This window comes from Pseudonocardia yuanmonensis (assembly GCF_039542425.1).
GTDB classification, from domain to species: Bacteria; Actinomycetota; Actinomycetes; order Mycobacteriales; family Pseudonocardiaceae; genus Pseudonocardia; species Pseudonocardia yuanmonensis.
This window is the reverse complement of sequence record NZ_BAABIC010000003.1, coordinates 343,646-362,257: the sequence shown is the minus strand read 5'-3', so window position 1 is coordinate 362,257 and position 18,612 is coordinate 343,646. Positions and strand designations below refer to the sequence as shown.

Genomic DNA, 18,612 nt, shown 5'->3' with positions numbered 1-18,612 from the left:
GCACGACCGGAGGGGACCGACCGTGACGAGCGAGTGGGCCGTGGTCACCGGGGCGGGTCACGGCATCGGTGCCGTGATCGCCCGGCTGGCCGCGAAGGAGGGCTACCGCGTCGCGGCGTGGGACATCGACGAGCAGGCCGCCCGGGCCGTGGCGGACGAGATCGGCGCCGGCTGCGTGGCCGCCCGCGTCGACGTCACGGACGAGGCGGCGGTCGCGGAGGCCATGGCCGCCCTGCCGGACGCCCCGGCGCTGGTCGTCAACAACGCAGGCGTGGTCCGGTTCGGCCCGCTCCTCGAGCTCTCCGCCGCGGACTTCCGGCTGGCCGTCGACGTCAACCTGACCGGCACGTTCCTGGTCGCCCGCGCCGCAGCGGCCAGGATGGCGGCGGCCGGCGGGGGCGCGATCGTCAACATCGCCTCGATCAACGGGATCGCCGCGGCGCCCAACGCCGGCGCCTACACCTCGTCGAAGGCGGCGGTGATCAAGCTGACCGAGCAGATGGCACTGGAGTGGAGCGGGGCCGGGGTGCGGGTCAACGCCGTGGCCCCGGGCCTGATCCACGCCGGGATGTCCGACGCCATCTACGCCGATCCCGAGGTGCGGGCGCTGCGGCAGGGCCGGGTGCCGCTCGGGCGGCTGGGCACCGCCGAGGACGTCGCCGAGGCGGTGCTGTTCCTCGCCTCGCCGAAGGCCGCCTACGTCACCGGCCAGACCCTCGCCGTCGACGGCGGGATCACCAGGAGCGCCCTGCACCGGATGCCGCGCCCGGCGGATGTGGACTCGGTGGGCGTGGACCCGGCGGGCGATCCGGCGGGTCCCGACGGCGGACGGTGACCCGGTGGCACGATGACGCCATGTCCCAGCAGAGCGTGATCGAGGAGCTGCAGCGCCTCGGCATGTCCGGGTACGAGGCGAAGGCGTACGTGGCGCTCGTCGCGGCGGGCACCCCGCTGAACGGGTACGAGGTGGCGAAGCGCTCCGGCGTCCCGCGCAGCACGGTGTACGAGACGCTGGGCAAGCTCGTCGGGCGCGGGGCGGCGTACGAGGTCCGGGCCGGCGACGCGAGCGTCGGCTACATCTCGCTGCCGCCGTCGGCGCTGCTCGACCGGATGCGGCGGGAGTTCGAGGCGTCCATCGACACGCTGAGCTCCGCGTTGCCGCAGGTGGCCTCGCCGCCGCAGGTGCGGCTCGTGCACAACCTCTCCGACCGGGCGTCGCTCCTGGCCCGGGCCGAGGACGTCGTCGCGGCGGCCCGCAACGACCTGTTCCTCTCCGGCTGGCCCGCGGAGATCGACGCGCTCAAGCCGGTCGTCCGCCGGGCGGACGACGAGGGCGTCGACGTGTCCGTCGTGACCTTCGGCGACGACCCCGACCCCGTCGGCCGCACCATCCCGCACCGGTTCTCGACGCCCGAGGTGGTGCTGGAGAACCTCGGCTGCCGGCTGCTCGTGGTCGCCGCGGACCGCGAGCAGGCCGTGATCGGCGGGGTGGTCGACGGCGACGCGTGGGGCGTGTTCACGGACGACCCGGCCGTGGTGCTGGTGGCCGTGGAGTACGTGCGACACGACATCGCGATGCACCTGATCGCCGAGAAGTTCGCGCCGGACGACTTCGAGTCCTTCTGGACCTCCGACCCGGCGCTGCGCCGGCTGCGGGCCGACCACGGCATCCCCGCCGCCCTGCTGCGCCGCGGACCGGCGGGGGCGGCGGCCCCGCCGCGCCGGCGCCGCTGAACAGCGCTGAACAGACGCTGAACAGTCCCTCGAGCCGCGCCCGGCCGCGAGGGGCTGATCAGACGTTCGTGACGCCGAGGCTCAGGCCGCCGTCGACCGTCAGGACGCTCCCGGTGACCCACTCCGCGGCGAGCAGGTACTCCACGGCCTCGGCCACCTCGTCCGTGGTGCCCGGCCTGCCCAGGGCGTGCGCGGGACCGAGCGACTCCATGCGGGCGGCCGCCGTGGCGTCGTCGAACAGGCCCGCCCGCTGGTTGATCTCGGTGAGCACCCCGCCCGGGCGCACGCACCCGACCCGCACGCCCTGCGGCCCGAGCTCCGCGGCGAGCACGCCGGTGAGCGTCTCCAGCGCCCCCTTCGTCGCGGCGTAGGGGGAGGCACCGGGAAAGGCGCGCTGGGTGTGCACGCTGCCGAAGAACACGACCGCACCCCGCGTCTCGCGCAGGTGCGGCAGCGCCAGGCCGGTGAGCAGCATCGGTCCGATGGTGTTCGAGGCGAAGACGGCGTGCAGCTCCTCCTCGGTGAGCTCCTCGAGCGGGCCCCGGTACATGTTCCCGGCGCCGTGCACCACCGCGTCGAGCCCGCCGCCGTGGGCCACCGCCCCGGCCACCATCGCCTCCCGGTCGGCCGCGACCGTCACGTCGCCGACGACGCCGTGCGCGCCCGCCGCCGCCGCGACCGCCTCGACCCTGGCCGCGCGGCGCCCCGAGAGCGTGACCCGCGCCCCGGCCTTCGCCAGCCGGTGCACCACGGCCTCGCCGATGCCGGAGCCACCCCCGGTGACCAGCACCGACATGCCGTCGATCGGACGTCCCACCTCAGCTCCCTCCGGTCAGGACCGCGGACGCGGCCTTGCGCAGCAGGACCGCGCGGTCCAGCGGCGTGTGCTCGGCCGCGAGGAGGTCGGACTGCACCTCGACGGCGAGCGGCACGCCCGCGGGCAGGGCGGCGACGAACCCCGCCAGGTCGAGGACGCCCTCGCCGGGCGGCACCCGCTCGTGCCGCGCCTCGTGCGCCAGCAGCTCCCCGTCCCCCGGGTGCGCCGCCGCCCCGGCGTCCGTCAGCTGCGCGTAGCCGACGAGGTCGGCCGGCCACGGCGCGTCGAGCGGCTCGTGCATCCGGTGCAGGTGCAGCGCGTCGGGCAGGACCACGGTGCCCGGCACGGCACGCGCGATCCGCTCGGCCGCCGCCCGGGACCGCACGGCGGTGAAGGCCATCGGCTCGAGGGCGACCCGGGTGACCGAGCCGGCCAGCACCTCGGCGAGGGCGGCGACGGACCCGGTGGTGCGCGCCTCGTCGGGATCCTCGGAGACGGTCAGCAGGAACGCGGCGTCGAGGACCGCGGCGGTGTCGGCGAGCCGCCGGTGCGCGTCCGTGAGGCCGTCCGGCCCGAGGCGCACGACCTCGACGTCGAGCAGACGGACGCCGGTGCGCCGCACCGCGTCCGCGACCACGGGCGCCTGCGCGCGGGGATCGGTGAACCGCACGCCGGCCAGCGGGAAGCCGGCCTCGGCGGCACAGCGGACCACGCCGTCGGGCGTGAGCTCGAGGACGTTCCCCGCGGAGAGGGAGAGCGGGCCGCGGTCAGCCACGGGTCGTCCAACGCAGGGCTCGGCGCACGATCTCCCGGTGCGCGGGGACCTCGTAGGAGGGCGGGTGGTGGCCCAGCGCGTCGTAGACCACCCGTCCGCCGCCGTGCTCGCGGGCCCACAGCAGGGGCCGCGGCGGCCCGTCCGTCCCGGGCGTCGGCGCGTGCAGCAGGCCGGTGACGTCCGGCCGGGTGCGCAGGTCGCCGTACACCTCGTCGACGATCGTGAAGTCGTCCACGCCGTCGACCAGTGGGTGCGCCGACCCGACCGTGACCGCCACGCGCGGGCCGAGCGGCGGGTGGTGCGAGTGGCCCCACTCCCAGCTGCCGCCGAGCGCGTCGCCCCACTCCGGCCAGTCGTCGAAGCAGATGCTGGCGGTGTGCAGGCCGAGCAGCCCGCCGCCCGCGGCGAGGTGCGTGGCCAGGGCCTCGCGGGCCGCGGGGGAGGGGCTCGCGCCCTCCTCGGCCGCGCGGTCCCGGTAGCGGTCCGGGGTGCCCGGGCCGGTCATGGTCCAGCGCAGGGCGTTGACGACGAGCAGCGCCGCGCCGGGCAGCGCCCCGAGCGCCGAGTCGACGCCCGCGGTGCCGGCGTGCACCTCGACGTCGAAGCCGGCCTCCTCGAGCAGGACCTCCAGGCAGGCCGTGGTGGCGGGGAAGTCGTGGGTGAGCCCACCCGACAGCACCACCGCGCGCACGGCCACCCCCGGTCGTCGTCGTTCGTCGTCGCCGCTGTCCGTCAGTCACCGTCGTCGCAAACCTGACGACTACTTCCGACCCTAACCCGGCGGCGGATCCGGATCCAGGGTGCCGCCGGGGGAGGTGGGGCCCGGGCCGGGGCTCGGGCCCGGCCGGCCCTGTCGACAGGGCCGGTGGTCCCTGTTGTGGCCCCCGGAGCTGGGTCAGGCTTCCGCTCGTGCGCCGCACGGCGGCGGGGGGAGGTCCGATGCGCGAGGGTCCCGAAGCGGTGCGGCCCGCCGGGCCCGGTGGCGCGGACGACGCCGAGCGGGCCGCCCGGCTGGTCCGGCGGTGCGTGGACCTGGACCGGCGGGGTGCGCCGGCGACCGCCCGGCACGCCGCCCTCGACCAGGCGCGGGCGGCCGTCGCGACGGTGCCTCCCGGGCGGTTCCGGGAGCGGCTCGCCACCGTGTGCGACATCCTCGCGGACCTGCAGCGCGACGACACCGCCGAGGCGGTGCGGGCCGCGATCGTCCGGGCCCGCGAGGCCCTGGGCCAACCCGCCGGCGGCTGAGGCGCGCGCCTGCCGGGTCAGGCCCCGGGCGGGTCGTCCGGTCGCGCCAGGTCGAACACGCTGGAGCCGATGCCGCGGGCCACGCGGTCGAGGCGGTTCGCCTGGGCCAGCAGCTTCGCGCGGTGCACGGGCGAGGTCATGCTGCCGGCGAGCCCGGTCAGGTCCGTGGCCACCGCGAGGAGCTCGGCGATCACCGAGGTGTTGAGGTCGTCGGCGATCCGGTCGCGGTCGTCGAGCCGGCGGCGCAGCTCCTGCTCCAGCCGCACCCGGGCGTAGGCCGCGACCAGGCCGGCGTGGCCCGCCAGCGAGACGACGGCGTCGAGGTCCTCCCGCCGGTACGGCGCGCCGCCGCGGCGCCGGCACACCGCGAGGGCTCCCCGTGGGGCACCGGCCGTGTTCAACGGCGCCACCAGCGCGGGCCCGACGTCGAGCCGGGACAGCGGGACCCCGACGAGCCGCGGGTCGCCGGGGGCGTCGGCCGTCGCGATCGGCCGGCCGGCCAGGAGCGCGAGGCCGGCCTCGCTGTCCCGGGCCCGCAGGCGGGTGTTCTCCACGGCGGCGAGCGGTTCGCCCTCGGCCACCGCCACCAGGAACTCGCCCGTGCCCTCGGCCGGCACCAGCAGGGCCGCGCCGTCGCTCTCGCTCAGCTCGCGCAGCGTCGCGACCAGCCCCTCCAGTACCTCCGCGGGCTCCTCGCCGGCGAGCAGGTCCGTGGCCACCTGTGTCGAGGCGGCCTGCCACGCCTGCCGGCGGCGGGTCTCGGCGAACAGCATGGCGTTCTCGATCGCCACCGCGGCGGAGGTCGCCAGGGCCTGGACCAGCTCCTCGTCGTCCGCGCTGAACACGCCGCCGCTCTGCCGGTCGGTGAGGTAGAGGTTGCCGAAGACCTCGTCGTGCACGCGGATCGGGACGCCGAGGAAGCTGGTCATCGGGGGGTGACCGACCGGGAACCCGGCGGAGCGCTCGTCCTCGTGCAGGTCCGCGAGCCGGATCGGCTGCGGGTCGTCGATCAGCGCGCCGAGCAGGCCCTGGCCGCGGGGCGGCCGGCCGATCGCGCGGACCTCCTCGTCAGTCATGCCCTCGTGCAGGAACTCGACGAGGTGACCGTCCGCACCCAGGACGCCCAGGGCCGCGTAGCGCGCCCCGACCAGCGCGCGGGCCTCGGTGACGACGCGGCGCAGGACGACGGGGAGCTCCAGGTCCGCCCCCACCGCCCGGTGCGCCCGGAGCAGGCCGCGCAGCCGCCCCTGGGTCGCCATGACCTCCTCGGCGCGCTCGACGATCTGCTCCAGCAGCTGGTCGAGCTCCAGCCGGGGGACGTCGCCGAAGCCCAGACCGGACTCGGGGTCCGGCTCGTCGCCCGGCCCCCCGAGACCGTCCCCGTTCCGCGGCCGAGTCTGCACCACCGGCCGTCACCACCCGTCACGTCGAGGGGCTCCCACCGACCGCTCGGGGGGCACGGCCCGGGCGGCGAGACGTCCCACTATGGGCCCGGCCGGGGGCGCTGTCCAGAAGGCGCCCGGCGAGGCGGGAGGTGGAGCCGCAGGCGGGAAACCTCGCCCGGGCTCAGGACCGGCGGCCGGCGTCGGCGCGGTCCTCTGCCCGGTCGGCCCGGTCGGCGGCGCGGTCGGCCTTCCGGTCGGCCCGGTCGTCGGCGGGGTCGTCGAGGTCGTCCCCGTGGTCGCCGTGGTCGCCGTTGTCGTCGGAATCGTCGGCCCACCCGCCGTCCGGCTCGAGGTCCCAGGCCGTGTCCCAGCTGTCCCACACGTCGCGATCGGCGTCCCGGTCGTCGGGCGGGGTCTCCTCCCGGTCCTCCCGGGTCTCCTCGTGGCGACCACCGGGGGACGGGACGGCCGACGCCGGCGGTGCCTGCCGCGCGGCCGCGCGGACCACCCGGGTCGCCTGGGCCTGCGCGCCCGCGGCCGCCTCGGCCAGCACCGGCAGCATCACGGGTGGCGCGGGCAGCACGGTCACGTCCCGGATAACGCCCGACGACCCGGGGTCGGCGGTGGCCGCGGCCGGGGAGGCGGGCGTCTCGGCCACGACCGCCGCCTCGATCGCCGGCCTGCCGACCAGCACGGCGACCGCGGCGCCCAGCGCGGCGACCAGGGCGACCCGGCGGCGCGCCGTCGGACGGGCGGCGCGCGGCGGGCCGGCCTGCTCGGCAGCTCCGGGGCCCTCCACCGTCCCGAACTCGCGGGCCAGGCCTGCCGCGAGATCACCGGCGGAGGGCCGGTCGGCGGGATCGCCGGCCGTCGCCCGGGCCACCAGGGCCGCGGCTCCCGCGGGCAGGGCGGGACCCGGCGGTGTCCGGCCCCACCACGCCGCTCCCCGTCCGGGGAGGCAGCCGCGGAGCAGCCGGCCGAGCTGGGCGACGTCCCCGGCGGCGCGGCCGTCGAAGGCCGGTGTGCCGTGGTCCGCCTCCGGCGGCCGGTGGACGCGGCCGAGCAGGTGCACCTCCCCGGCCCGGTCGAACCGCACGGCCGACGGTCCCACCGCACCGTGCGCCACGCCGTGGGCGTGCAGGTAGGCCAGGGTCTCGGCGAGCCGGGTACCCGCGGCGAGGACCGCCGGCACGGACAGGGCGCGCCGGGCGGCGCGGTCGGCGAGCGAGGGGCCGTCGACGAACTGCGTCACGAGGTAGTGGAGGTCGCCGCACGGGCCCATGTCGTAGAGGGCCGCCAGGCCCGGGTGGTGCAGGCCGGCGACGGCGGGTCCGGCGGCGGGGCCCTCCGGCTCCAGGAGCTCGACGACGACGGGGCGGCAGAGGATCTCGTCCCAGCCCCGGTAGAGGCGGCGGCCCTCGCCGGAGCCGAGCCGGGCGTCCAGCCGATAACGGTCCGGCAGGCCCGCCGGCCGCTCCGGCCCTTCCGCCGGCGTCACGACGTCGCCGCTCGTCGCCACGCGCGCACCCCCCGTCGGCCCGGTCCGCCGCGCTCGCGCGCGGTGGCCGTGCCGTTCGTGGTCCCCGGGCGCCGTGCCGGCCGGTGCCGGACGGATGGCGCCCCCGTCGGTCCCCACGTACCCGATGTCCCCCGGACTACCCCGCCCCGTGCCCTCCCACCCTTCCCGACCACGCGGATGCGGGGGCAGGGCCGAAAGTCACGGCGCCCGCGCGGCCCGCCGCCACGGTTCGACGCATCTCGTGTCCGGGCCGTCCGGCCCTGGCGGGCGGCGGTCCGGGCGAGCAGGCTCACCGGGCCGCCCGGTCACCACAGGAGGTGCCCCGATGCCGTCCGCCCCGTATCCCGATCCCGTCCCGGGCGGCCCGCCGCGCTCGGGCCACCGGCACACGACCCACTGCTACTGGGACGTCCTCGCCTGCGGCTGGTCCTGCCCGCCGGCGGGTCCCGCCCCGGTGGCGGCCCCCACCGTCGGCACCGCCGGCACCCTCGACGCCGCGCAACCCGCGGGCCCCCTGGCCGTCGCGCCGGTGTGAGGACACGCGGAAACGCACGCGCCCGGTCACGGAGTGTTTGCTAGGAAACCTAGCGACCGGCTAGCCTTCCCGGCCATGAGCAGCGACGACGAGGTCGCCCGCGCGGTGCGGGACCTCGTGCTGGCGGGGGATCGGTACCGCGGCGAGGTCGGCCGGTCCGCGGGTCTGGGCCCGAGCGCCGTCACCACGCTCGCCCTGCTGTACCTCGAGGGACCGGCCACTCCGGGCCGCATCGCCCGGCACCTCGGGATCACCACGGCCTCGGCCACCCAACTGCTCGACCGGCTGGAGGCCGCGGAGCACGTCCGCCGCCGGCCCAACCCCGCCGACCGCCGCTCCTGCCTGGTCGAGCTGCGGCCCGCCGGCCACCGGTACGTCGCGGCGACCTACGGCGACTTCAGGGAACGCATCCACCGGGTGGTGGCGGGTCTCCCCGGCGAGGACGTGGCCGCCGTCGCCGGGTTCCTGCGGGCGGCCAGCAACATCCTGGCGGGCCCGGGTGTCGTCGCCGGGTGAGGACGCCGTGCGAACCCTGGCGTCGCGGGTGCGGGAGCTCGTCGTCGTGACCGACGAGTACCGTCGCACCATGGCGCAGGCCGCCGGGATCGGCCAGAACGAGGCGATGACCCTCGGCGAGCTGCTGCACCGCGGACCGCTGCCGCCCTCGGCCATCGCGCGCCGCCTGGGCATCGCGTCGGCCAGCGTGACCTCGCTGCTCGACCGCCTGACGGTGGCCGGCTACGTGCAGCGCCAGCCCAACCCGGTCGACCGGCGCAGCGTGCTCGTCGTGCTCACGCCGGGCGGCCGGGCGACCATCGCGGCCATGTTCGACCTGTTCACCGACGACGTCGAGCAGGCCGTCCGGTCCTCCGAGCCCCGGCACGTCACCGAGTTCGCCGACGCCCTGGCGCGCATGGTGCCTGCGCTGCGCACGCGTGCCGCGGACCGGGTGGCCCTGCAGCTCGAGCTGAACCGACGGGTCCGCCGCGCCCACGACGAGCGGGGATAGGGCGGGATCCGGTACTTCTCTTACACCGAGCATCTCCGCCGGAAGTTGCGCCGTCCGGCGGTGGTCCGCGCGCCGGGCCCGACGGTGGGATCGGAGCACCCCAACGGCGAGTTCCCCGGCGGTGACCCGTGCCCCAGGACAGTCCCGACCCCCGCGCGCGGCCCGGCCCGGCGTACCCGGGCACGGCCCACGGCACGGCTCACGGCGGAGACCACGGCGAGAACCACGGCGAGAACCACGGCGAGAACCACGGCGAGAACCACGGCGGGGACCACCTCGACCGGCCGAGCCGGCGAGGCGCGAGCATGCCGCCCGAGCTGCGGATGCGGCTGCGCAAGGCCGTCCTGCTCGCGGGCGAGCGCTACCCGGGCCCGGTCGGCGAGCTGCTCGCGCGCGAGCTGCTGATCTGGGAGGACTTCGGGCACCGTTTCGGCGCGCACTCGCTGGTCTCCCGGCTCGTCGACCACCTCCTCGACACCGGCGTCCAGCCGGCCGACGGCTCCGCGGCCTGAGCGGCCTGAAGCAGCCCGCCCGGACGGCTGCCCGGACCGGGGCCGCGCATCCCCCCGGCTCGCGCGGCCCCGCCCCACCCACCCCACCCCGCCCGCCCCTACCGGGACGGGGTGGGGACGCCGGGTGGGTCCCGTCACGCGCGCCGGTCAGGCGCGCGCCACCGGCACGCCGGGTCCCGGGTCGATCCGCGCCGGCTCGCCCTTGCCGGGCCGGACCTCGAAGTCGAAGATCTCCGTCGGCAGGTAGACCGTCGAGCACGAGTTCGGGATGTCGACCACGCCGGACAGCCGGCCCTCGATCGGCGCCGCACCCAGGATCATGTACGCCTGGATGTCGGAGTAGCCGAACTTCTGCAGGTAGTCGATCGCGTGCAGGCAGGCCCGCTGGTAGGACAGGTGCGAGTCGAGGTAGCGCTGCTCGCCGCCCAGGGTCACCGACGTGCCGGAGAAGGCCAGCCACTCGCTGTACTGCGGGTCCGTGCGGCCCGGCATGAACAGGGCGTTCTCCGACACGCCGTAGGTGTCCATCCCGCCCTTGATCACGTCGACGCCCAGGTCCATGAACCCGCCCATCTCGATGGCGCCGCAGAAGGTGATCTCACCGTCGCCCTGCGAGAAGTGCAGGTCGCCCATGGAGAGGTTCGCGCCCTCCACGAACACCGGGTAGAAGATCCGCGAGCCCTTGGTCAGGTTCTTGATGTCCTGGTTGCCGCCGTTCTCCCGCGGCGGGGCCGTCCGGGCGGCCTCGCGGGCCACGCGGTCGAAGTCGTCGCCGGAGAGGTTGCCCAGGATCGCCGAGTCCGGGTTGGGCGGCAGGGCGAGCGGTGGCACCCGGTCGGGGTCGGTGTCGATCAGGGCCTGCTCGCGGGCGTTCCACTTGCGCAGCAGGTCGTGCGACGGCGCCGTCCCCATGAGGCCGGGGTGCACGATGCCGACGAAGGACACCCCCGGGACGTGCCGGGAGGTGGCCACCCCGCCGCGGAAGTCCCAGATCACCTTGTAGGCGTCCGGGAACTGCTCGGTGAGGAAGCCACCGCCGTTGCGGGTGGCGAACACGCCGGTGTAGCCCCAGCCCTGCCCCGCGAGCGGGCCGGAGTCCTCCTGCGGGATGGGGCCGACGTCGAGGATGTCGACGATCAGGAGGTCGCCGGGCTCGGCGCCCTCGACCGAGATCGGGCCGCTGAGCACGTGCACGCTCGGCAGCGGGGCGTTGAGGATGTCGTCCGCGGAGTCGTTGTTGTGGATGGCGCCGTCGAACCACTCCCGGCAGTGGACCCGGAAGGTGTCGCCCGGATTGACCCGGACGAGCGCGGGGATGTCCGGGTGCCAGCGGTTGTGGCCGACGATCCGCTGCTCGGTGAACCGCTTCATCGAGTCCAGGGGGAAGACGACCTCGGGCATGGTGGTACCTCGATTCGTGTGCCGGCGGTGCAGGTGCGGGTCAGGTGCCGACGGCCGCGCCGCGGTCCTGCGGCGTGCGCTCGGTCGGCGGGGTGGTGTCCGCGCTCGGGCGGGTCAGGCGCGGGTACAGGGCGGCGAAGACCACGATCCCGAAGGCCGCGAGCCCGATGGCCGTCCACCCCGGGGCGAACCCCCACCAGCCGTTGAGCAGCACGAACGCCGGGATCGCGCCGGTCACCCAGCCCTGGATCGCCGCGACCGCACCGGTGTAGCGGCCGAGCCGGCCGGCCTCGCGTCCCAGCAGCGCGTAGAACAGGGCCCACAGGAAGGCCCAGTAGAGCCAGATGACGCCGAAGACGGGGTCGCCGAGGCGGACGAAGTTGAGCACCGAGTACGCGACGGCGCAGACCGCGACGAACAGGGAGAAGTAGCCGAGGCCGGTGCCGTCGAGCTTGCCCCACAGGTTGAACGCCACGTAGAGGTAGGTGAAGCCGAACAGGTACAGGCCCGAGGCGTTGAGCACGATGGCCGGGTCGCCCGCCGCCGTGAAGATGAGGTACGTCGGGGTGACCACCTGCAGCACGCCGACGAACAGGTTCAGGGGTGCCGCCGACGTCGCCTCGACCCAGCCGAGCAGCATCGCGCCGTTCAGGAAGAGCACCGCTCCGACGTACAACAGGCCGACGCTGGCCATGGGATCTCCTCTCCGGGCAGGGCGTACGCCCCGGGTCCGGTCGGGTCCTTCCGGCCGGGCCGCGGGGCGCTGGGCCCGCCGGGCGGGTCAGGGACGTGGCAGCCGCCGCTGCGCCGGGGTCGGCGCGACCGTGCGGCCGGGCCTGCCGGGAACGCGGGTGACCACCTCCGGCTCGGTGCGGCTGCGCTCCGCCCGGTCGATCGCCTCGACGGCCGCCCGCGGTGCGAGGGAGACCATCGGCGCGGTCCAGACCCGGCGCATCGGCCGGCCGCACACGGGGCACGGCGCGACGGCGGGAGCCGCGCCGAAGCCGCGGCGGACGTCGACGGTGCCGTGCTCCTCGCACCGGAACGAGTACGTGGTCACGTGGTGTCGCCCCTTCCCGCTCGACGGGCCGCCGAGGTTTCCAGCGCGCCCGTCCGCCGCATCCGGGCGGAGGACCCGCCGCGGCCGGGACGTTGGTCCCTGGGCGTCGCCGTGCTGGAACTGGCCCGCGGCGTGGTCAACGCGATCGACCACGCCCTCTGCGCGGGGCTCGCGGATGGGCGAGCCGGTGATGTGACCCGTTCGGCCGAGCCCTCCCCGGCGCGCGCCTGCCGGGCCGGCCGCCGCCCGACGCAGCCCCGCAGACCCCGACCGGGTGGTTCACGGTGGCCGGCCGGGCGCGGAGTGGGCAGGGTGGGGCCGTGTCCGCCCGCCCGCGCCGAGCCCCCGGCGCCCACCGCAGCGCCGCCGGTGCCGCCCCCGGTGACGACGCCGAGCTGCGCCCGATGCTCGCCACGGCCGGGCAGCCGCCCGTCGACCCGGGGTGGGCCGTGGAGTTCAAGTGGGACGGCGTGCGCGCCCTCGTGGTCGTCGAGGACGGGGCGGTGCGCCTCGTCAGCCGCAACGGCAACGACGTCACCGGCGGCTACCCGGAGCTGGTCGCGGCCGTGCCGACGGACCGGGACCTCGTGCTCGACGGGGAGATCGTGGCCCTCGACGCCACGGGCCGGCCGGACTTCGGGCTGCTGCAGCACCGCATGCACGTGCGGACCCCGCCGCCGGCGCTGCTCGCCTCGGTCCCGGTGGAGCTGTACCTGTTCGACGTGCTGCGGGTCGACGGCGAGCGGCTGCTGCGCGAGAGCTACGACGCCCGGCGCGAGCGCCTCGACGAGCTCGGCCCGCAGGAATGGGAGGGCGTGTCCGTGCCGCCCTCGTTCACCGACGTCACACCCGCGCAGGCGCTGGAGGTGGCCCGGCAGCACCGGCTGGAGGGGATCGTCGCGAAGCGCCGCACCTCCCGGTACGAGCCGGGGCGGCGCTCGGCGGCCTGGGTGAAGACGGCGTTGTTCCACAGCCAGGAGGTCGTGCTGGGCGGCTGGACGCCCGGCCGCGGCAATCGCGGCTCCACGCTCGGCTCGCTGCTGCTCGGCGCGCGGGACACCGAGGGGCGGCTGCGCTACGTCGGCAACGTCGGCACCGGGTTCACCGAGGCGACCCTGCGGGCGCTGCTGGACACCATGGCCCCGCTGCGGCGGGCCACCAGCCCCTTCGACGAGACGGTGCCGCGCGAGCAGGCCCGGGGCGTCACGTGGCTCGAGCCGCGGCTGGTCGGTGAGGTCGAGTACCGCACGCTGACCCACGACGGGAAGCTCCGGCACTCGGTGTGGCGAGGCCTGCGGACGGACCGCGAGCCCGAGGAGATCGTGCTGCCGGCGCTGTCCGGCGGGGACCCGCTCCCGGCCGTCGTCCGGGAACGCGGTGCGCCCGTGCCGTCCCTGCCGCCGTCCCCGTCACCGACCCCGCCGACGGACGCGGACGGCGACCGGCCCGCCGACGTCGTCACCCCCGAGGAGCTCGCCGCCCTGGACCTGCTGGGCCGCACGGGGACGTGGGAGGTCGGCGGCCGCGAGCTGGCGCTCACCAACCTCGACACGGTGCTGTTCCCCGGCGCGCGGGAGGCGCCGCTGACCAAGCGGGACGTGATCCGCCACTACGCCGGCGTCGCCCCGTACCTCGTGCCCTACCTGCGGGACCGGCCGGTCGACCTCCACCGCTACCCGGACGGCGTCGACGGGCCCGGGTTCCGGCAGAAGGAGGTCCCGTCGCACGCGCCCGAGTGGCTGCGGCGCTGGCGCAACCCGGACGCCGACCCGGGGGAGACGCAGGTCCACGCGGTGGTCGACTCCGCCGCCGCGCTGGTCTGGATGGCGAACCTCGGTGCCCTGGAGCTGCACCCGTGGACCTCCCGGCTGCCCGAGGTCCACCGGCCCACCTGGGCGCTCATCGACATCGACCCCGGCACCCACAGCACGTTCGCCGACGTGCTCGTGCTGGCCCGGCTCTACCGCGCCGCGCTCGATCACCTCGGGGTGCGCGCCGCCCCGAAGGTCACCGGGATACGCGGCGTGCAGATCTGGGTGCCGATCCGGGCGGGCTACACCTTCGCCGACACCCGGCGCTGGGTGGAGCGGCTGTCGAAGGCGGTCGGCCGGACGGTGCCCGAGCTGGTCACCTGGGAGTGGTACACCGACCGCCGCTCCGACCTCATCCGGCTGGACTACACCCAGAACGCGATCAACCGCACGCTCGTCGCGCCGTTCAGCGCCCGCCCCGCGCCCGACGCCCCGGTGTCCGTGCCGATCGAGTGGGACGAGCTCGACGACCCGGACCTGCGCCCGGACCGCTGGACCGTCCGGACCCTGCCCGAGCGCCTGGCGCGGCACGGCGACCCGCTGCGGCCCCTGATCGGGCTGGCGCAGGCGCTCCCGCCGCTCTGATCGAACGCGGCCGGGGCCCGACCGGAGCGCCTCCGGCGGAGCGCGAAGTGGGTGGTCGGAGTCGGCCATCGGAGTCGGATTAGTCGTCCGACCGGCGGGTAGCTCAGCGGTGTCGCCCACCACGACCGTCACGACCGCCACACCAGTGCCCCCGGCGACGGGCCTTGACGACAGGCAGGACCCGACGTGATCCTCTTCTGCCCGCCCGGTGTCTACCGGGCCCAGTCCGACACCGAGCTGCTGGGCGGACGCCTCGCCCGGCACGCCGCCGGCCGCGACGTCCTGGACCTCGGAACCGGCACCGGCGCGCTGGCCCTCGCGGCCTGGCGCGAGGGTGCCGCGTCGGTGACCGCCGTCGACCTCTCCCGGCGTTGCGTGGCCGCGACCCGGCTGAACTGCCTGCTGCACGGGGCGCCCGCGCGCGTGCACCGCGGAGACCTCTTCGAGCCCGTCGCGGAGCGCCGGTTCGGGATGATCGTGGCGAACCCGCCGTACGTCCCGTCGGAGACCGCGGTGCTGCCCCGGCACACCCCCGGCCGCAGCTGGGACGCCGGGCCGGACGGTCGCGCGATCCTCGACCGGATCTGCGACGGCGCGGCCGACCACCTCGAGCCCGGTGGCGTGGTGCTGATCGTGCACTCCCAGGTCTGCGGGCCGGAGGAGACCGTCGAGCGCCTGGAGCGGACCGGCCTGGCGGCGGACGTCGTCGAGCGGGCCCGCATCCCGTTCGGCCCCGTGATGCGCTCCCGGGCGACCCTGCTCGAGAAGCGCGGGCTCATCGAGCCGGGCGACCGGCTGGAGGAGCTGGTCGTGGTGGAGGGCCGCCGTGGGTGAACCCGAGCCCACCCGGGTGCTGCTCACGGACGAGGGACCCGCGCTGATCGCCGGGCCCGTCGAGCTGGAGCTCCCCGACGGCACCCGGGTCCGCTCCGACCGGGCGGTCACGGCCGTCTGCCACTGCCGGCGCAGCAAGCGCTACCCGATCTGCGACGCCAGCCACCGACGCAAGGTGCGGCAGGAAGGACCCGACGCGTGACCCGCACCCTCGAACCGAGCTTCCTGCACCGGACGGCGGCCCCGGATCTGCCCACACTGCGAGGCCCGCTCTCCGAGGCCGTCGTGGAGGCGCTGCGCGGCGGGCCGCTCCGGTCGGTCGACGCCGCCGGCGCCGACCCGTACGGCGAGGACCTCCAGCTCGCCCTGCACTGCTGCTACGAGCTGCACTACCGCGGCTTCGCGGGGGTCGACGCCGAGCGCGAGTGGGACCCGGAGCTGCTCGGCCTGCGCCGCGAGCTGGAACGGGTGTTCCTCGCCGCGCTGCGGGCCGACGTGGAGCCGGGCGACGACGTCACCGCCGAGGTCGACGCGCTGCTCGTCGAGCCGATCGGGCCGGGCGTGCGCGGGGTGTCGCACCACCTGCAGCGCGAGGGCACCCTCGACCAGCTGCGCGAGTACGTGGCGCACCGCTCGATCTACCACCTCAAGGAGGCCGACCCGCAGGCCTGGGCGATCCCCCGGCTGAGCGGCGCGGCCAAGGCCGGGCTGGTCACCGTGGAGCACGACGAGTACGGCTCCGGCCGCCCGGAGCGCATGCACGCGCTGCTCTTCGCCGAGATGATGGCCGAGCTCGGGCTGTCCGACGCCTACTGCGCCTACGTCGACCACGTGCCGGGCGAGACGCTGGCGGAGGTCAACCTGATGTCGCTGTGCGGGCTGCACCGCAGCCTGCGCGGGGCGTCGGTCGGGCAGTTCGCCATGGTCGAGCTGACCTCGTCGCCCGGCTCGGAACGCCTGGTCCGCGGCATGCGCCGGCTGGGCTGCGGCCCGGCCTCGATCCGGTTCTACGACGAGCACGTGGAGGCCGACGCGGTGCACGAGCAGGTCGTGCGGCGCGGCGTGCTGGCCCCGCTGCTGGAGGCGGAGCCGGAGCTGGCGGCGGACGTCGTGTTCGGGATCCGGGCGAGCCTGTTCCTCGGCGAGCGGATGGGGGAGCGGCTGCTCGGCTGCTGGGACCGGGGCGAGAGCAGCCTTCGGCTCCCGCTGGACGCTGATCGTCCGTAGCCTCCGGGGGCGTGGCCGCCCTGCCTGCCGACGTCTCGATCCTGCCCGTCGACCGCGCCTTCTGGGACGACGGTGCGTTGCTGGCCGAGTGCCTGCGGGAACCGGTGCCCCGGATCCCGCCGCACTTCGGCTACGACGCGCTCGGCTCCCGGCTGTTCGAGGCGATCACCGAGCTGCCCACCTACTACCTCACGCGGGTGGAGCGGGCGCTGCTCGAGCGGTACTCCGAGGACATCGCGGCCGCGCTGGACACGCCGCGGCTGGCCGAGCTGGGCAGCGGCAGCGGGAAGAAGACCCGGCTGCTGCTCGACGCCTGCCTGCGCCGCAGGCCCACGACGTACCTGCCCGTCGACGTCAGCCGGGAGATGCTGGAGCACAGCGCCGCGGAGCTCACGGCCGCGCTGCCCGGGCTCGTCGTGCAGGGGCTGTGGGGCCGGTACGAGGCCGGGCTGGCCCAGCTGCGCACCGAGGCCGGGACGGGCGGCGGGGCCGAGGGGGAGCCGGTCGTCGTCGCGTTCCTGGGCAGCAACGTCGGCAACACCACCCCCGCGGAGCGCGACGCCCTGTTCGGCGAGGTGGCCGCCGCGCTGCGGCCGGGCGACGGCTTCCTTGTCTCCGCCGACCTGGTCAAGCCGCCCGAGGAGCTCGAACGCTGCTACAACGACCCGCCGGGCCACGACGCCTTCCGCCGGTTCCGGCTCAACCACCTCAGCCACCTCAACCACCGGTTCGGCGCGGACTTCCGGCTGGAGCGCTACGAGCCGCGGGCGCACGCGGTGGGCCCGGTCGTCGAGGGACACCTGCACGTGCTGGAGGACCACACGGCCGCCCTCCCGGGCATCGGGACGGTCCTGGACCTGCGCCGGGGCGGGTCGATCAACGTGGGGTTCTCGGCGAAGTTCGAGCCCGAGGGGCTGGCCGAGGAGGTCGGCCGGCACGGGTTCACGCTGCAGACCTCGTGGGTGGACGACGCCGAGCCGTACGGGATCTTCCTGTACCGGCTCGGCGCGTGATCAGGTCCAGTACAGCAGGCGTCCGGCCGGCAGCAGGTCGGCGAGCGCCGCGCTGAACCAGGTGCGCAGCTCGGCCATCTCCGCGGCCGGGTACACGTACTTCACCGCACCGAACTTCCCGCGCTTGCGCGAGCGCCGATCCGGGTCCATCTCGAGCTTGGTGCGCGGGTACCAGCCCTCGAGCACCTCCTTGCTGCCCGGGGTGAACCGGTGGGTGATGCACTCGACGGTGAGGTCGAGCCCGGGCACCCCGTCGAGCGCCGCGGCGGCGTCCGCGAGCAGCGCGGTGTAGCGCTCGCGCCAGCCCTCCACGGGCATGATCGGGGCGATCGTCAGGCCGACCGGGTAGCCGGCCCGGGCGAGCGCGCCCAGCCCGGCGAGCCGGACGGGAACGGGATCGGTGCCGCCCTCGAAGCGACCGGCGACGGCGTCGGCGTTGACCGACGCGCGGATCCGGGTGCGCCCGTGGTGGGGCAGCTCGAGCAGCGGCTCCACCGCGCCGAACTTCGTGGTCGCGCGCAACTGCGCCGGCCCGCCGAAGTCGTGTGTGCCGACGTGCGTGATCGCGGCGGCGAGGCTGCCGGTGACGTGCTCGATGCCCAGCGGGTCCGTGTAGCACGAGGCCTCGAAGGTGGTGCCCTCGTGGCCGCGGGCCTCGGTGCCCGAGGTGACCGCGCCGGTGCCGACGTAGGCGTCCATCCCGGCGAGGATCGTGTCGAGGTCGGCGTACACACGCGTGACGGGCGGGCCGGGGAGCGAGCCGGCCAGGTAGCAGTACTGGCAGTGCGCGGGGCAGCCGCGGGCCAGGTCGACGCGCCAGTCGGCGCTGGGCGGGATCGGCTGGAGCCTGCGCGCCGACGGCGGGCTGACGACCACGGCGAGCGTGGACTTGGCCCGCGCGTAGGTGGCCCGCTCGTCCTCGCCCCGCAGGCCGGGGAGCCGGTCCGAGCGGAGGAACTCGACGTCGTCGACGCCGGCGGCCTCGCACCGCGCGAGGATCTCGGCGGTGTGCGGGAGCTCGGCGGCCGAGCGGGTGACCAGGACGCGCTTCGGCACCCAGAGCCGGGTGCGGGAGGCCGAACGCAGCGGTGTGCTCATCTCCTCGGGGAGAACGCCGGCGGGGAGCCGCACCGTCCCGTCCGGGACGAGA

The 18,612-nt window shown here is 76.1% G+C and carries 21 protein-coding genes; 12 read left to right on the top strand and 9 right to left on the bottom strand.

The window, feature by feature from the left end; translation table 11 throughout:
• Window positions 1–22 precede the first annotated feature (22 nt).
• Complete coding sequence (locus ABD990_RS06340; RefSeq protein ID WP_345378972.1) at window positions 23–835, top strand: SDR family NAD(P)-dependent oxidoreductase; 813 nt, start codon at window positions 23–25, stop codon at window positions 833–835.
• Window positions 836–855: 20 nt separating this feature from the next.
• Window positions 856–1,734, top strand: coding sequence for a TrmB family transcriptional regulator (locus ABD990_RS06335; protein WP_345378971.1), 879 nt, complete (start codon window positions 856–858; stop codon window positions 1,732–1,734).
• Window positions 1,735–1,792: 58 nt separating this feature from the next.
• On the opposite strand, the gene ABD990_RS06330 is transcribed toward ABD990_RS06335, so the two are convergent.
• The 3 genes from ABD990_RS06330 to ABD990_RS06320 are packed head-to-tail and all read right to left on the bottom strand — an operon-like array spanning window position 1,793 to window position 4,023.
• Entirely contained in the window at window positions 1,793–2,551 is a 759-nt protein-coding gene (locus ABD990_RS06330; protein WP_345378969.1) for an SDR family NAD(P)-dependent oxidoreductase, read from the bottom strand.
• 1 nt (window position 2,552) lies between these two features.
• Window positions 2,553–3,326, bottom strand: a complete 774-nt coding sequence (locus tag ABD990_RS06325) for a TIM barrel protein (protein ID WP_345378967.1) — start codon at window positions 3,324–3,326, stop codon at window positions 2,553–2,555.
• On the bottom strand, window positions 3,319–4,023 hold the full coding sequence (locus tag ABD990_RS06320; RefSeq protein WP_345378965.1) for a ThuA domain-containing protein: 705 nt from the start codon (window positions 4,021–4,023) through the stop codon (window positions 3,319–3,321). The genes ABD990_RS06325 and ABD990_RS06320 overlap by 8 nt, the downstream gene beginning before the upstream one ends.
• Before the next feature lie 242 nt (window positions 4,024–4,265).
• Here ABD990_RS06320 and ABD990_RS06315 point away from each other — a divergent pair, with 242 nt between their 5' ends.
• Complete coding sequence (locus ABD990_RS06315) at window positions 4,266–4,571, top strand: hypothetical protein (protein WP_345378964.1); 306 nt, start codon at window positions 4,266–4,268, stop codon at window positions 4,569–4,571.
• A gap of 17 nt (window positions 4,572–4,588) precedes the next feature.
• On the opposite strand, the gene ABD990_RS06310 is transcribed toward ABD990_RS06315, so the two are convergent.
• Both ABD990_RS06310 and ABD990_RS06305 read right to left on the bottom strand, forming a co-directional pair.
• Window positions 4,589–5,977 carry a GAF domain-containing protein gene (locus ABD990_RS06310; protein ID WP_345378962.1) on the bottom strand — a complete coding sequence of 463 codons (1,389 nt, stop codon included), beginning with the start codon at window positions 5,975–5,977 and terminating at the stop codon, window positions 4,589–4,591.
• Between the two features lie 160 nt (window positions 5,978–6,137).
• On the bottom strand, window positions 6,138–7,475 hold the full coding sequence (locus ABD990_RS06305; protein ID WP_345378960.1) for a protein kinase family protein: 1,338 nt from the start codon (window positions 7,473–7,475) through the stop codon (window positions 6,138–6,140).
• Window positions 7,476–7,800: 325 nt separating this feature from the next.
• On the opposite strand from ABD990_RS06305, the gene ABD990_RS06300 reads away from it, so the two are divergent.
• The 4 genes from ABD990_RS06300 to ABD990_RS06285 all read left to right on the top strand — a co-directional run bounded on the left by ABD990_RS06300 (window position 7,801) and on the right by ABD990_RS06285 (window position 9,531).
• Window positions 7,801–8,010, top strand: coding sequence for a hypothetical protein (locus ABD990_RS06300; RefSeq protein WP_345378959.1), 210 nt, complete (start codon window positions 7,801–7,803; stop codon window positions 8,008–8,010).
• Between the two features lie 75 nt (window positions 8,011–8,085).
• Window positions 8,086–8,526: a MarR family winged helix-turn-helix transcriptional regulator gene (locus tag ABD990_RS06295; protein ID WP_345378958.1), complete on the top strand. Its 441-nt coding sequence runs from the start codon at window positions 8,086–8,088 to the stop codon at window positions 8,524–8,526.
• 7 nt (window positions 8,527–8,533) lie between these two features.
• Complete coding sequence (locus ABD990_RS06290; RefSeq protein ID WP_345378956.1) at window positions 8,534–9,019, top strand: MarR family winged helix-turn-helix transcriptional regulator; 486 nt, start codon at window positions 8,534–8,536, stop codon at window positions 9,017–9,019.
• A 128-nt stretch (window positions 9,020–9,147) separates the two neighbouring features.
• The gene (locus tag ABD990_RS06285) at window positions 9,148–9,531 is read left to right on the top strand and encodes a hypothetical protein (protein WP_345378954.1); all 384 of its coding nucleotides are present in this window, start codon (window positions 9,148–9,150) and stop codon (window positions 9,529–9,531) included.
• A gap of 147 nt (window positions 9,532–9,678) precedes the next feature.
• On the opposite strand, the gene fmdA is transcribed toward ABD990_RS06285, so the two are convergent.
• The 3 genes from fmdA to ABD990_RS06270 all read right to left on the bottom strand — a co-directional run bounded on the left by fmdA (window position 9,679) and on the right by ABD990_RS06270 (window position 11,992).
• Window positions 9,679–10,932 (bottom strand): formamidase, encoded by a 1,254-nt coding sequence (fmdA, locus tag ABD990_RS06280; RefSeq protein WP_345378953.1) that lies wholly within the window; start codon window positions 10,930–10,932, stop codon window positions 9,679–9,681.
• Between the two features lie 40 nt (window positions 10,933–10,972).
• Entirely contained in the window at window positions 10,973–11,626 is a 654-nt protein-coding gene (locus ABD990_RS06275) for an AmiS/UreI family transporter (protein WP_345378951.1), read from the bottom strand.
• 87 nt (window positions 11,627–11,713) lie between these two features.
• Complete coding sequence (locus ABD990_RS06270; protein ID WP_345378950.1) at window positions 11,714–11,992, bottom strand: FmdB family zinc ribbon protein; 279 nt, start codon at window positions 11,990–11,992, stop codon at window positions 11,714–11,716.
• Window positions 11,993–12,312: 320 nt separating this feature from the next.
• Here ABD990_RS06270 and ligD point away from each other — a divergent pair, with 320 nt between their 5' ends.
• From ligD to ABD990_RS06245, 5 genes are all read left to right on the top strand, one after another.
• Window positions 12,313–14,388 carry a DNA ligase D gene (ligD, locus tag ABD990_RS06265; RefSeq protein ID WP_345378949.1) on the top strand — a complete coding sequence of 692 codons (2,076 nt, stop codon included), beginning with the start codon at window positions 12,313–12,315 and terminating at the stop codon, window positions 14,386–14,388.
• 186 nt (window positions 14,389–14,574) lie between these two features.
• The gene (locus ABD990_RS06260; RefSeq protein ID WP_345378947.1) at window positions 14,575–15,222 is read left to right on the top strand and encodes a HemK2/MTQ2 family protein methyltransferase; all 648 of its coding nucleotides are present in this window, start codon (window positions 14,575–14,577) and stop codon (window positions 15,220–15,222) included.
• Entirely contained in the window at window positions 15,215–15,424 is a 210-nt protein-coding gene (locus tag ABD990_RS06255) for a CDGSH iron-sulfur domain-containing protein (RefSeq protein ID WP_345378946.1), read from the top strand. The genes ABD990_RS06260 and ABD990_RS06255 overlap by 8 nt, the downstream gene beginning before the upstream one ends.
• Window positions 15,421–16,449 carry an iron-containing redox enzyme family protein gene (locus ABD990_RS06250; RefSeq protein WP_345378945.1) on the top strand — a complete coding sequence of 343 codons (1,029 nt, stop codon included), beginning with the start codon at window positions 15,421–15,423 and terminating at the stop codon, window positions 16,447–16,449. Before ABD990_RS06255 ends, ABD990_RS06250 begins: the two co-directional genes overlap by 4 nt.
• Window positions 16,450–16,460: 11 nt before the next feature.
• Window positions 16,461–17,462, top strand: a complete 1,002-nt coding sequence (locus ABD990_RS06245) for an L-histidine N(alpha)-methyltransferase (protein WP_345378943.1) — start codon at window positions 16,461–16,463, stop codon at window positions 17,460–17,462.
• Here ABD990_RS06245 and ABD990_RS06240 read toward each other — a convergent pair whose 3' ends face one another.
• Window positions 17,463–18,560 (bottom strand): spore photoproduct lyase family protein, encoded by a 1,098-nt coding sequence (locus tag ABD990_RS06240; RefSeq protein ID WP_345378942.1) that lies wholly within the window; start codon window positions 18,558–18,560, stop codon window positions 17,463–17,465. It lies immediately after the preceding gene.
• Window positions 18,561–18,612 lie beyond the last annotated feature (52 nt).

Bases quoted from the DNA above. Each gene is read 5' to 3' on its own strand.
- ABD990_RS06335 (WP_345378971.1), top strand. From the start codon at position 856: ATGTCCCAGCAGAGCGTGATCGAGGAGCTGCAGCGCCTCGGCATGTCC.
- ABD990_RS06315 (WP_345378964.1), top strand. From the start codon at position 4,266: ATGCGCGAGGGTCCCGAAGCGGTGCGGCCCGCCGGGCCCGGTGGCGCG.
- ABD990_RS06300 (WP_345378959.1), top strand. From the start codon at position 7,801: ATGCCGTCCGCCCCGTATCCCGATCCCGTCCCGGGCGGCCCGCCGCGC.
- ABD990_RS06295 (WP_345378958.1), top strand. From the start codon at position 8,086: ATGAGCAGCGACGACGAGGTCGCCCGCGCGGTGCGGGACCTCGTGCTG.
- fmdA (WP_345378953.1), bottom strand. From the start codon at position 10,932: ATGCCCGAGGTCGTCTTCCCCCTGGACTCGATGAAGCGGTTCACCGAG.
- ABD990_RS06275 (WP_345378951.1), bottom strand. From the start codon at position 11,626: ATGGCCAGCGTCGGCCTGTTGTACGTCGGAGCGGTGCTCTTCCTGAAC.
- ABD990_RS06240 (WP_345378942.1), bottom strand. From the start codon at position 18,560: ATGAGCACACCGCTGCGTTCGGCCTCCCGCACCCGGCTCTGGGTGCCG.